Below are 12,935 nucleotides of genomic sequence, written 5' to 3' on the forward strand. Positions count from 1 at the left end.
GAAGCATGGTAGCGATACCAGATTGTTGCAATCTTTCACAGGAAGGTGGTTAGCCCCTGCAAACGAATCATAAATGACCTCTATTCTGGTATCGATACCAGAAATAATTATTCGAAGTTATGCTTATGCTAATGGGAAATCAAGAGGGCATCCTATATGGTTGGGGAAAGCTGAAATGAGCCTTGGAATTACAAATGTCTGATATGATTGTCAAATTTCGTTTAATCGGAGGAACAAGACTATGAAATTTAAAACATTGTCCAGTGTGCCATTAGCTCTTAGTTTGATTCTTGTCGTTTCTGCCTGTGGTGACCAGAATAATACGAGTACTTCGACGCAAAAACCAACTACGACGAGTTCAAATCAAAATGAAAGCGCTTCTAATCAAAAGGTTTCGTTAACGATGTGGTATTGGAATGGTGCGATATCCGATTCAACCATTGAAGCAGCTAAGAAAAAATTTCCGAATATTGATTTGCAAGCACAGAAGCTTCCGTCAGGAGGCGATTATGCGACCAAATTAAAAACGACGATCTCCGGTGGAGGAAGCGGGCCGGACATCGTGGCGATGGATAGCTGGATTACTTCCATGCTGCCTTACAAAGAAAAATTCGTCAATCTATACGATCAAGGCGCTAAGGACATTCAACCTCAGTACCTCGATTGGAAATGGAAAATGGCCGCGACAGCAGACAATAAATATTTGATCGGTTTGCCGATCGATGTCGCTCCAGTTGTTATGTACTACCGCAAAGATTTGTTTGAGAAAGCGGGAGTGCCGAGCACGCCGGAAGCCATTAAGAGTCAAGTGAAGACGTGGGGCGATTACTTCAATCTTCAGCAGAAAGTGAAAGACGCAACAGGATCGCAATTATTATCCATTGTAGATGTTTTCAGAAACATTATAGGCCAGAATAGCCAAGGTTATTTTACGGAAGATGGGAAATATATCGGTGATCAGGCGCATATCAAAGGTGCTTGGGATATGGCTGTGAAAGCCTACCAATCGGGCTTAACGTACCCAAATGTTAGTGATGCTGAGAAAAATGCAGCAACGAATAACGGCAAAGTTTCTTCTTTCATCGGTGCATCTTGGGCTGTTGGTGATTTGATTGGCGCAGCTCCTGACACGAAGGGGAAATGGCAGATTGCTTACCCGCCTGGTGGTGTTGGTAATCAAGGAGGATCTTTCTTCGGATTGTTGAAATCGACGAAAAATCCGAAAGAAGCTTATGAAGTTATTAAATTCCTTACAAGCCCTGACAATCTGGTTGCTGGATATAAGGAATTCGGTAACTATCCGTCTACACCGGAAGTTTACACGAAACCCGAAATGGTCAATAAAAATGAATTCTTCGGAAACCAAGATTTGAGTCCGATATTCGCTGACGCGGCAAAAGATGTAAAAATCGCACCTGTCGATGCAAGAGACGATATGGTCGGTACTTCTTTGACCGATGAAATTGGTTTAATTGACACGCAGAAGAAAGACCCAGAAAAGGCTTGGAAAGATGCGCAGGATAAAATTAAAAGGCAGCTTTCACGCTAAGCCGGATGTGGCAAGTAAATGAATGAAATAATGGATGCAGGTGAGGAAGGAGGCTTCCTCGCCTCGTCCAATCAGCGGAGGAATAGCATGGGAGGTCTTTTTAAAGAAATTTATAAGAGCAGAACACTATATCTATTTATTTCTCCATTTTATATTTTGTTCCTGATTTTTTCTGTATTTCCCATTTTGTTCTCGATGTACTTAGCCGTACATAAATGGGATGGGATTGGGGAAATGAAATATGTTGGATTCAAGAATTTTGATTATATGCTCCATGATCCGACTTTTTGGAAGGTATTAGTCAACAATATCGCACTTTGGATATTGGGGAACGCCCCGCAGCTTCTGTGCGCATTGGTAGTCGCTTATATCATCAATTTATCCATCGTAAGATTCAAGGGTTTTTACAGAATTGCCTATTTTCTTCCGAATGTAACAGCTATGGTGGCTGTTGTCATTATCTTTCAGTCCTTGTTCGGCAACGAGTACGGGCTAATTAACTATTTGATGGAAAAAATCGGCCTTCATAAGATAGCATGGTTAAATTCTGAATTTGGAGCCAGAGTCGTTATTGCAGCCATGATTTCTTGGAGATATATGGGGTATAACGCCGTCATCTATTTATCGGGCTTGCAAAGAATTCCAAAAGATCTATACGAAGCAGCTGAGTTGGACGGCGCTACATTATTTCAAACTTTCACTAAAATTACGATCCCCATGCTCAGACCTATCATCTTGTTCTCAGTGATGATGTCTACGATCGGCGGGTTTCAAATTTTCACAGAACCTCAAGTATTAGCTGGAAATCAACCGCCATACCCGGGTACCGATACGATTGTTCTCTATATGTTCCGGGAAGGTTTTAATTATCAGAATTATGGTTATGCAGCTGCGGTATCATGGGTGTTATTCATCATCATCGGCTTATTATCCGTCCTCAATTGGAAATTTTTCAACAGATCGGATGATTGATAAAAAGGAGAATACAAGATGACTGTTGAAGTGTTGACCAAAAAGATAATCGTAAATACTTTTTTGATGATCGGTGTCGTGATTTCTATTTTCCCGTTTTACTGGCTTATCGTCATGTCCACGAATGAGACAAGTGCGATGTTTGCTTTTCCTCCGAAGTTAACGTTCGGAACTAATTTAATGAATAACTTTCATCATGTATTAGAGAAAAGCAATTTTATTCGTGCATTCTTCAACACGGTTTCCATTGCCTTGATTAGCTGCACGCTTCAGTTGTTTTTCAATTCATTGACTGGATTTGCGTTTGCAAAATTTAAGTTTCCGGGTTCTAAATTTCTCTTTTTTGCCATGATGGCCACGATGATGATTCCTGCGCAAATGCTGCTCGTTCCGCAATTCATCATTATTAAGGAGTTCGGGTGGCTGGGAAGTTATAAGGCCTTGATTATCCCTGGCATGGCAAGTGCATTCGGAATTTTCTGGATCAGGCAATATGCGCTAGCGATTCATGATGATTTGCTCGAGGCTGCGAGAATCGATGGCTGTAATAAATTTGGACTTTATTGGCATGTTGCTTTGCCGATATTAAGACCTGCGCTTGCCTTTCTCGCTATCACGACGTTTATGGGCGTATGGGAAGATTATTTGTGGCCTTTGATCGTATTGACGGACACCTCCAAATTCACATTAATGTTAGCCTTACAGCAATTAAAATCAGCTCATACAGCAGACTATTCCATGGTCATGACTGGAGCGCTCATGGCTACTCTTCCATTGATTGTCTTCTTCCTCATTGTGAGCAGACAATTCATCGCTGGGATCACGGAAGGTGCGGTTAAAAGTTAAGATTTACATTGGAAGAGAACTAGTTTTTCAGAAGGTAGGGTGACAAGGTTGGCTCCGAAAATTAAGGATGTTGCCAAACAAGCGGGCGTTTCCGTAACTACGGTTTCGAGGGTGCTTAATGGAGAGAAGTATGTCAAGGATGATCTAAAAGCTAGGGTGAAAAGAGCTATTGACGAGCTTGGCTACGCGCCTAGTCATATCGCAAGGAGTCTGGTACGGAAAAAGACAAACCTTATCGGTGTCATTGTCCCAGACCTCACATCAAGTTTTTATTCCACCATACTAAGCAGTATTGAAGAAACGGCGAGCCTTAATGATTACAATCTTCTGGTGTGTAACATTATTGAAGATACCGATAAAGAGTTCAAATATTTAAATGTATTTAAAGAAATGCGTGTAGACGGCATTATTATTATGCATGAAAAATTGAATGATGAAATCCGGGCATTTTTGAATAAACTGGATATTCCGATCATTTTCTCAAGCGTTAGACCAGCTGATCAAAAGTTCGTATCTGTGATCATTGATGATTACGCGGCGGCCTTCGATGCTACGAATTATTTGATAGAGCTTGGACATCAACGAATTGGGTTTATTGGCGGCGATATGAGAGACGTGACTTCCGGCCAAAATCGCTACATCGGCTACTGTGGTGCTCTATCCGAGCGCAACATCCCAATCGTAGATGAGTACATTCGTTTCGGTGATTATAAAATACAAAGCGGATACAATCTCATGAAAGAGATTCTGGCTTGCGGTACCCATCCAACCGCTGTATTTGCGGTGAGTGACGATATGGCTGTAGGGGCTATGAATTGCATTCATGACCATCAGTTGAAAGTTCCGGACGACATTTCGATCATTGGATTCGATGGAAGCCAGTTGACGGAGTTGGTTCGTCCACAGTTATCCTCGATGGAACAGCCTATCCAGGATATGGGGAAAGTTACGGTGGAAACGCTGCTTGATTTGATTACAGGGGATGCGAAAACGCCGAAGGAAGATATCATTTTGAAACACAAGCTAGTTGTCCGTAATAGCTGTGGGACTTATCGTGAAGACAAATAAGCATAGAAAAGCATAGATATAGAGAAGCGTAAAAGCATAAATATGTATCTGGATTGAGAGAGGGAGAGTATATTGAAAAAATTTGATGCGGTGGTCATCGGTGACGCCAATATAGATCTCGTTGTGGCAGGACTTAATCAAATTCCTCAGCCTGGTCAGGAGATTTTCGTTGATAATATGACGATGCACGTTGGCGGGGGGGCTGCTTTGTTCTCGATTTCACTCGCTAAGCTAGGGCTTCATGTAGCTTTTAACGGTGTTCTGGGAGATGATGGCTATGGTCATTATGTCCGAGAGCAGTTTGGCCAATATGGTATCGATACCAGTTTAATTAAAACAAGCAAAACAAGTAATACGGGTATCACAATCGCGATTAATCCTGAAACGGATCGGTCCTTTATCTCTTATGCGGGAACGAATATGGAACTTCAAATTGGTCAGCTGGACTTGTCGCAAATCGCTCAAGGGAAACATGTCCACGTGACCGGATATAGAGGTAGACGCAACCACGAAGAATTCATAGCGATGGCCAAACTACTTAAGGAGATGGGCGTTACCCTCTCCTGCGATGTAGGCTGGGATGATTCCGGCGAGTGGTTTAAGGGTGTGTTCGATTTGATGGGTTACTTTGATGTGTTTTTAATGAACGAAACGGAAGCTTTTCATTACACAGGCTTCGATCATATAGAAGAAAGCTTACGCTTTATGGCAAATTACTCCAATCATATCGTGGTTAAACTCGGTCCAAAAGGGGCCGTAGCCATGAAGGATGGCCAGATAACGTACCACTCGGCATTTCCTGCAGAGACTGTAGATACAACTGGCGCGGGAGATTCCTTTAATGCTGGTTATATCTATGGACATTTGACAGGTCAAAATGTGGAAACATGCTTGCAGTACGGAAATGTTTGCGGAGCACTATCTGTCGGCGCTCATGGCGGCAGCACGGGTACACCGGACAAGGATGGGCTTGAGGCCTTTATCCTTCAATTCGGAAATCACATCAAAGAACGTATGGAGGCGTAATTATGAAATTGACCTTAATCGGAGGCGGCGGGGTTCGCGCCGTTTTATTTACAAAAAGTTTAACATTAAAAGCAGAAGATGCCGGGATTACTAAGCTTGTTCTTCACGATACGGATGAGGAGCAGCTTGCTGTTATTTCGAAATTATGCCAAATCGTAATTGATCGCAGCGGAATCAACCTTCAGCTGGAGACGACGACAGATAGCCGCGAAGCGATTAAAGGTGCGGACTACATTGTAACTACGGTACGTGTAGGTAAGGAATGGTCGCGGTATGTAGATGAGCAGATCGCTCTAAAACATGGCGTGATCGGTCAAGAAACGACGGGACCAGCGGGTTTCTCGATGGCGATTCGGACGATTCCAGTTCTGATGGAATATTGCGAGATTGCTAAAGAGCTTGCACCTCAGGCCTGGATCTTTAACTTCTCGAACCCGTCTGGACTCGTTACGCAAGCATTGCGACATGCGGGTTACGATAGGGTAATCGGAATCTGCGATTCGCCAAGCCATACGAAGCTGCGAATGGCGGAAGCGCTAGAGATCGATCCGAAGGAGCTAGAAGTTGAATTTTTCGGACTTAATCATTTGTCATGGATGACCAAAGTGATTTACCAAGGCAAAGACATTATGTCGGAGCTTAAGAATAATCCCGATTTTACAAGTCGAGTGGATGAATTCAAAATGTTCGACAGCGATTTACTGAAATCACTTCCTTTTCTGCCGAATGAATATTTGTACTATTATTACCACCGCGAGAAGGCCTTCGCCAATATTGTCAAAGCAGGAATGACGCGCGGCCAGATGATCGCTGAGAATAATAAGGAAATGCTGGGTATCTTACGTAAGATGGATATTGAAAGCAATCCGGATGAAGCTATTCAAACCTATTTGTACTATACGCAAAAAAGAGAAGCTTCCTATATGGCGATTGAAACCAACTCGGAATCGAAGCCTGTTCTACCTACAGATAAGCTGGAGCTTCCTAACTCACTTGGCTATGCAGGTGTCATGCTGGATTTTGTGGAGTCGCTGCAAACGGGTGAAACCAATAACATTGTTCTATCGGTACCGAATGAAGGCAGTATCGAAGGGTTCGCAGATGATGACGTCGTTGAAATTTCTTGCATAATCACGAAAGACGGGGCAAAGCCGGTTCAGATCGGTTCTGTGCCGGAGGAAATGAGCCTTCTGATGAAAAATGTGAAGCTGTTTGAACGTCTGACTGTTGAAGCTGTAAAGCATAAATCTCGTGATTTGGCTATCCAAGCACTCACTGTTCATCCGCTTGTTAATTCCTATTCCATTGCTAAGCTGCTTGTCGATGATTATTTGGAAGCCTATAAGGATATTCTGGGGGATTGGAAATAATGACCTTGCCTAAATCTGTCACTTCTTTGCTTGAAGAAGCGGAGATTAAGCTTGCAGGACATCCGAAACTGCGGGCCATGTTCAAGAACTGCTATCCGAATACACTCGAAACAACCACCAAGATTATGAAAAATAACACCGCATTTGTATTTACTGGAGATATTCCAGCAATGTGGTTAAGGGATTCCAGCGCTCAAGTGAGGCATTATATACCGCTTACGGCCGAAGACAAAGAACTGCAGGAAATAGTGGCTGGCTTGATTCGCAGGCAAATCGCTTATATTCATATCGATCCTTATGCCAATGCGTTCAATGAAGAAGCGAACGATAACCGATACGATCAAGATCTGACAGAGCTGAATCCGTGGATTTGGGAACGCAAATACGAAATCGATTCACTCTGTTACCCGATTCAACTGTCTTACTTGTTTTGGAAGGCGACCGGACGGACGGATATGTTTGATGATTCCTTCCGGGCAGCGGTTCATACTATCATTTCGCTATGGAAAACCGAACAAAGACATGCTGAGCAATCTCCTTACCGGTTCGCCCGTACAGATTGTCCGCCAAGTGATACGCTGCGAAATAATCGGATGGGAATGCCCGTTAATTATACAGGAATGACTTGGTCTGGATTTCGGCCAAGCGACGATGCTTGTACGTTCGGCTATTTGATTCCCGCCAATATGTTTGCGGTCGTGGTGCTCCGATACATCGAGGAAATTGCCCAGATCGTATGGGACGATCAGGAATGCGTACAGCTTGCGGCGGAGCTTCGCGAAGAGATAGACTTTGGCATTCAAACCTACGGTACTTATCTTCATCCCAAGTACGGAAAGATCTATGCCTATGAAACAGACGGATTCGGCAATTACAACCTGATGGATGACGCCAATGTTCCCAGTTTGCTGTCGATTCCTTATTTGGGTTACACGACCTCAGACGATCCGGTGTATCAGAATACGCGTAGATTTGTGCTAAGCAGTGACAATCCAACCTACTTTAATGGGAAATATGCCAAAGGGATCGGAAGCCCACATACGCCGGCAGGCTACATTTGGCCGATCAGTCTGGCGATGCAGGCCCTTACCTCAGAGGATGAAGCAGAAGTAAGAGAGCTTCTGGAGATGCTGCTGCGGACGGATGCGGGTACGGGGTACATGCATGAAGGGTTTGATCCGAATTCCCCGACCGATTATACGCGTCCATGGTTTGCTTGGGCCAACAGCTTGTTCGGCGAGTTGATCCACCGAATGATGGTAAAGGGTTACTTTATTTAATAGATGTCTTGACGAAGGAGAGAGTGGCCACATTGATTCGCATCAATCGATATTGGGAAGACTTAAGCGTTTTGCAGGTGAATAGGGAGGCTCCCCGAGCCCATTACATCCCTTATGCGGATGCGGGATCGGCAAAATCCGGAAAACGCGCGCGTTCCCCTTTTTATCAGACATTGAACGGAAGTTGGAAGTTCCAATATCATCGCAGTGTTAGGGAGGTAGAAGAAGCTTTCTACGAGGAATCGGCGAATGTCAGCGCGTGGGATGAATTAATCGTTCCATCATGCTGGCAGGTGAATGGTTATGATCAGCTTCAATACACCAATATCAATTATCCTTTTCCTTGTGATCCTCCTTATGTGCCGGATAACAACCCAGCGGGGCTGTATGTGAGAGAATTCAACGTCTCGGGTCACTGGGATAAAAAAGATAAATATATCGTCTTTGAAGGGGTTAACTCGTGCTTTTACCTTTGGGTAAACGGCAAGTTCGCCGGATACAGTCAAGGCAGCCGGGTACCTGCTGAATTCAACGTATCTTCCTTGCTCCGCGAAGGGAAGAACCGCATTGCCGTCATGGTGTTGAAATGGTGCGATGGTTCTTATCTGGAAGACCAAGATGCGTGGCGCTATTCCGGAATCTTCCGGGATGTGTATTTGCTTGCGCGCGATTCCGTCCATGTCCGAGATGTGTTCAATAAACAAACGTTCGAAGACGGTTTCCGGAAGGTTACTCTTCTGACAGAGCTGGAGACGACGGGGCAGGTTACGATCCGAGCAGAGTTGAAGGATACGAAAGGTAACATCGTGGATACAGACGAAGCTGTTGTCGATGGAAAAGGCACACTCCGCTTCGAGGTGACGGATCCGGTCTTATGGAATGCCGAGAAACCGAACCTGTACCAACTCTATGTTCATAGTGGTAATGAGGTGCTTCAATTTCCAGTCGGGTTCAGACAAATTACAATTACGGACGGCGTTTTCCAGATCAACGGACAGGCGGTCAAGCTAAAGGGCGTCAATCGCCACGATTCCCATCCGGAGCTCGGACAGACGATTCCGCTGAATCATATGATCAAAGATCTCAAGCTGATGAAGAAGCATAATATCAACACGATCCGTACCTCCCATTATCCGAATGATTCCCGATTTATGGATTTGTGCGACGAGTACGGTTTCTATGTCATCGATGAAGCGGACTTGGAATGCCATGGAATGGGGACGGCCAGTGAGGAGTGGGATGATGCGAATATCCATCTGCTTTCTCAGAAACCTGAATGGAAAGCTTCGTTTCTAGATCGGGCTATTCGTATGGTAGAACGAGATAAGAATCATCCATCCATCGTTATGTGGTCTATGGGCAACGAGTCTGGTTACGATGTTAACCATATCGCAATGGCTGAATGGACCCAATCTCGTGATGCGTCCATACCGGTCCATTATGAAGGTGCTGCTTCGAGTCAAGCTAATCCCGACGTGGAGAGTCTGGATATGCTAAGCCGAATGTATGCTTCCGTGCAAGAAATTGAAGCGTATGCCCAGGATGAGAAACAGAAGAAGCCGCTGTTCCTATGCGAATACAGCCATGCTATGGGGAATGGGCCAGGCGATTTGAAGGATTACTGGGATACCATTTACAAATATCCGAAGCTCATGGGCGGCTGTGTGTGGGAGTGGTGCGACCACGGCATCAAGACGGTGACGAAAAACGGTACGCCTTTCTTTGCTTATGGGGGCGATTTTGGAGATAAGCCTAACGACGGGAATTTCTGTATCGATGGTCTGATTACGCCGGATAGGAAACCGCATACGGGGCTGCTTGAGCTCAAAAAGGTGATCGCGCCCATTCGCATCGAAGCGCAAGATTTGCGAAAAGGTACGATCAAGGTAACGAACCTTTATGATTTCATCCATTTATCTCATCTAGGGTTTCATTGGAAGGTAGAAATGGACGGACAGATCGTCCAGCAGGGTCAACTTGAATCTATTGAAGCCGTACCGCATGGTCATCAAATGGTGACAATTCCCTATGATTTGCCGGAAACATCAACGGGAACCTATATGCTGACCATATCCTGCTGGTTGAAGGAACAGACAATTTGGGCGGAAGCCGGTTACGAAATTACATTTGAACAGTTTGAATTACCTGTGCAGCAACTGAAAAAATCAGGTGATAGCTTACGGCAGATGTCCTCTCTTCAAGCTTATCAGGAGGGAGACATCCTGAAGATCGAAGGCTTTGATTTCTGTCATACCTTTGACTTAGACAGCGGAATGATACAGCAGATTTCCAAGCAGGGAGTGAATATGCTCCAGGCTCCGACTGGCCTTAACATTTGGCGCGCTCCAACAGATAATGACATGCATGTGAAGGAAAGATGGTTGAACGCAGGTTATGACCGCGTATCGATGAAAACGTACCTTTGTGGATGGACGAAAATCGATGAAACAACTGTTGAAATCAAGAGTGATTTCTCCCTGGGTGGCGATAGTCGGTTTACAATCCTACATGGAGAAGCAATATGGAGAGTAGATGGCACTGGCGAGATTTCGGTCAAGCTGCAAGTAAAAGTGGGAGAAAAGCAGGTCTATCTTCCGCGTTTTGGCCTTCAGCTTACGATGCCTCAAGGTATGGAGGAAGTCGAATACTTAGGCTTTGGACCGCACGAGAGCTATATCGACAAGCGTCAAAGTGTGAAAAGGGGCAGATACCTGTTAACGGTCGATGAGATGTTTGAAGATTATATCATGCCTCAGGAAAATGGGTCCAGGTATGGAACAGAGTGGGCGATTGTTTCCAATGAGCAAGGGATGGGGATGAAATTTTCCTCTCCAGAGGATTTCTCATTGAATGTGGCCCATTTTACGCCAGAGGATTTGACAAGAGCGGCTCATAACTACGAGCTTGCGAAGAGGAAGGAAACGATCGTCCATCTGGATTACAAGATGAGCGGGGTAGGATCCAATTCTTGTGGACCGGAGCTTCTCGAGTCATATCGTCTTCACGAAAAAGAATTCACGTTTGAACTCCGTTTGATGCCAGTGTTTAAAGAGGATGAATAGAACGCTGGCCGTACTCTCTTTGATTGGGCGGTAATGTTTGAAGGAGGATTCAAGATGAAATATATGTACATCAAGGGCGTAGACAAACCAATTTCCCGATTGTTCATGGGAACGGGAGATTTGAGGAAGCTGGAAGAGCCAGAACGGATGATGCTGGATGCTTACATTCGTGCTGGCGGCAATGCCTTCGATACCGCTCATCAATATCGGGGGAAAGAATTGGTTCTCGGCCAATGGCTTGCGGAGCAGAAGAACCGTGAACAGGTAGTCATTCTAACTAAGGGCGCACATCATGATGACGGCAGCCCGGGTCCACGGGTAAATCCGCAAGCGATCCGTAAGGATTTAACGGAGAGTCTAGAAAGATTAGGAACGGAGTATGTCGATCTATATGCGCTGCACCGGGACGATCCGGACGTAGCAGTCGGACCGATCATCGAAGAGCTGAATGTACACCTTGAGGCCAAGCGAATCCGGGTAATTGGCGCGTCTAACTGGTCGTATAAGCGAATCCAGGAAGCGAATGAATACGCGGCCGCCCATAAACTCATAGGTTTTTCATTCAGCAGTCCGAATCTCAGCCTTGCCAAGCCAAACGTACCCCGATGGGAGGGCTGCGTTTCAGCAGATAAAGAAACCTGCGGTTGGCATTCGGTCAATCAGCTGCCATTGTTGGCATGGTCCGCCCAAGCTGGTGGATTTTTCTCAGGAAATTTCACACCAGACAATCGTGCGGATGAGGAAATGGTACGCGTGTATTATAGTGAAAACAACTGGGAACGTTATCGTCGTGCCGCGAAGCTGGCGGAAGAGAAACAGGTCACACCGATTCAAATTGCCTTATCATACGTTCTGAACCAGTCTTTCCCGACATGTGCAATCATTGGGCCTCGCAACCCCGAGGAGCTGGATTCCTCTATACAAGCTATGAATCTTCCCTTAACTGAGCAAGAGGTCGAATGGTTGGATTTGAAAAGGGAGGAGATTGCGGAATGATCAAACATAAATTGGCTGCGCAATTGTATACCTTGAGAAACGAATTGAAAAAAGATTTCCCAAGCGTCTTGAGAGAGTTGAAAAAGATGGGATGGGCTGCCGTCCAAATTGATGGATTGCATGGAAACCCCGCGAAAGATATTGCTGCGGTCATGAATGAAATCGGATTGCAAACGGCTGGTATGCATGTCGGTTTGGAGCGATTGAAGAACGATATGGACGCCGTATTGGAGGAAGCTCGCCTTTTTGATACGAAAGATCTGATCTGCCACTCCCTACCGGATGGTCTGCAGAATCCAGAAGGATATGCTAGCGTGCGTCAGGATTTATTACAAGCCGCTTCCAAAGTTAGTGGCATGGGATACCGCGTAGGGTATCATAATCACGATTTTGAATTTCATACGACAATCGATGGGAAATTTGCGCTGGAATACTTGCTTGAAGATCCGGCTATTTATGCAGAGATTGACACTTACTGGGTAAAAAAAGCGGATCAAGATCCGCTATCCTTCATCCAAAATTATGCTTTTCGTATGCCGATCCTCCATTTGAAGGATATGACTGCTGACGATAGAAAATATTTCGCTGAAATCGGAACTGGATTAATTGATTTCGCACCTATCCTGAAGTGGGGATTGCAAAATGGGGTGAGATGGTTCGCTGTTGAGCAAGATTATTGCCCGGGAAACCCGATGGATAGTTTGGCGTTAAGTTATACCAATTTGCGCAAGCTTGAGAAATTGATTCATTGAAATCGATAGGAGGA

At 45.0% G+C, this 12,935-nt stretch carries 10 protein-coding genes; all 10 read left to right on the forward strand.

What is annotated here, in order from left to right:
- The first annotated feature begins 241 nt into the window (after positions 1-241).
- The 10 genes from AC58P7_RS15730 (at position 242) to AC58P7_RS15775 (ending at position 12,921) form a co-directional block, all read left to right on the forward strand.
- Positions 242-1,549, forward strand: coding sequence for an ABC transporter substrate-binding protein (locus tag AC58P7_RS15730; RefSeq protein WP_497344367.1), 1,308 nt, complete (start codon positions 242-244; stop codon positions 1,547-1,549).
- A gap of 18 nt (positions 1,550-1,567) precedes the next feature.
- Complete coding sequence (locus AC58P7_RS15735; protein ID WP_497344369.1) at positions 1,568-2,521, forward strand: carbohydrate ABC transporter permease; 954 nt, start codon at positions 1,568-1,570, stop codon at positions 2,519-2,521.
- A gap of 18 nt (positions 2,522-2,539) precedes the next feature.
- Positions 2,540-3,367, forward strand: a complete 828-nt coding sequence (locus AC58P7_RS15740; protein WP_497344371.1) for a carbohydrate ABC transporter permease — start codon at positions 2,540-2,542, stop codon at positions 3,365-3,367.
- A 48-nt stretch (positions 3,368-3,415) separates the two neighbouring features.
- Positions 3,416-4,435: a LacI family DNA-binding transcriptional regulator gene (locus tag AC58P7_RS15745; protein WP_497344373.1), complete on the forward strand. Its 1,020-nt coding sequence runs from the start codon at positions 3,416-3,418 to the stop codon at positions 4,433-4,435.
- Between the two features lie 72 nt (positions 4,436-4,507).
- A complete protein-coding gene (locus tag AC58P7_RS15750; protein ID WP_497344374.1) occupies positions 4,508-5,461 on the forward strand; it encodes a carbohydrate kinase family protein in 954 nt (317 codons plus the stop codon).
- A 2-nt stretch (positions 5,462-5,463) separates the two neighbouring features.
- Complete coding sequence (locus AC58P7_RS15755; protein ID WP_497344376.1) at positions 5,464-6,831, forward strand: family 4 glycosyl hydrolase; 1,368 nt, start codon at positions 5,464-5,466, stop codon at positions 6,829-6,831.
- On the forward strand, positions 6,831-8,111 hold the full coding sequence (locus tag AC58P7_RS15760) for a glycoside hydrolase family 125 protein (RefSeq protein ID WP_497344378.1): 1,281 nt from the start codon (positions 6,831-6,833) through the stop codon (positions 8,109-8,111). The genes AC58P7_RS15755 and AC58P7_RS15760 overlap by 1 nt, the downstream gene beginning before the upstream one ends.
- Positions 8,039-11,173 carry a glycoside hydrolase family 2 TIM barrel-domain containing protein gene (locus tag AC58P7_RS15765; protein ID WP_497344380.1) on the forward strand — a complete coding sequence of 1,045 codons (3,135 nt, stop codon included), beginning with the start codon at positions 8,039-8,041 and terminating at the stop codon, positions 11,171-11,173. The genes AC58P7_RS15760 and AC58P7_RS15765 overlap by 73 nt, the downstream gene beginning before the upstream one ends.
- A 54-nt stretch (positions 11,174-11,227) precedes the next feature.
- A complete protein-coding gene (locus AC58P7_RS15770) occupies positions 11,228-12,169 on the forward strand; it encodes an aldo/keto reductase (RefSeq protein WP_497344382.1) in 942 nt (313 codons plus the stop codon).
- Positions 12,166-12,921, forward strand: a complete 756-nt coding sequence (locus tag AC58P7_RS15775; protein WP_497344384.1) for a sugar phosphate isomerase/epimerase family protein — start codon at positions 12,166-12,168, stop codon at positions 12,919-12,921. Before AC58P7_RS15770 ends, AC58P7_RS15775 begins: the two co-directional genes overlap by 4 nt.
- The last annotated feature ends 14 nt before the right edge of the window (positions 12,922-12,935 follow it).

This window comes from Paenibacillus sp. J22FR5, from assembly GCF_059691975.1.

Bases quoted from the DNA above. Each gene is read 5' to 3' on its own strand.
- AC58P7_RS15730 (WP_497344367.1), top strand. From the start codon at position 242: ATGAAATTTAAAACATTGTCCAGTGTGCCATTAGCTCTTAGTTTGATT.
- AC58P7_RS15735 (WP_497344369.1), top strand. From the start codon at position 1,568: ATGAATGAAATAATGGATGCAGGTGAGGAAGGAGGCTTCCTCGCCTCG.
- AC58P7_RS15740 (WP_497344371.1), top strand. From the start codon at position 2,540: ATGACTGTTGAAGTGTTGACCAAAAAGATAATCGTAAATACTTTTTTG.
- AC58P7_RS15755 (WP_497344376.1), top strand. From the start codon at position 5,464: ATGAAATTGACCTTAATCGGAGGCGGCGGGGTTCGCGCCGTTTTATTT.
- AC58P7_RS15760 (WP_497344378.1), top strand. From the start codon at position 6,831: ATGACCTTGCCTAAATCTGTCACTTCTTTGCTTGAAGAAGCGGAGATT.
- AC58P7_RS15765 (WP_497344380.1), top strand. From the start codon at position 8,039: ATGGTTTGCTTGGGCCAACAGCTTGTTCGGCGAGTTGATCCACCGAAT.
- AC58P7_RS15770 (WP_497344382.1), top strand. From the start codon at position 11,228: ATGAAATATATGTACATCAAGGGCGTAGACAAACCAATTTCCCGATTG.
- AC58P7_RS15775 (WP_497344384.1), top strand. From the start codon at position 12,166: ATGATCAAACATAAATTGGCTGCGCAATTGTATACCTTGAGAAACGAA.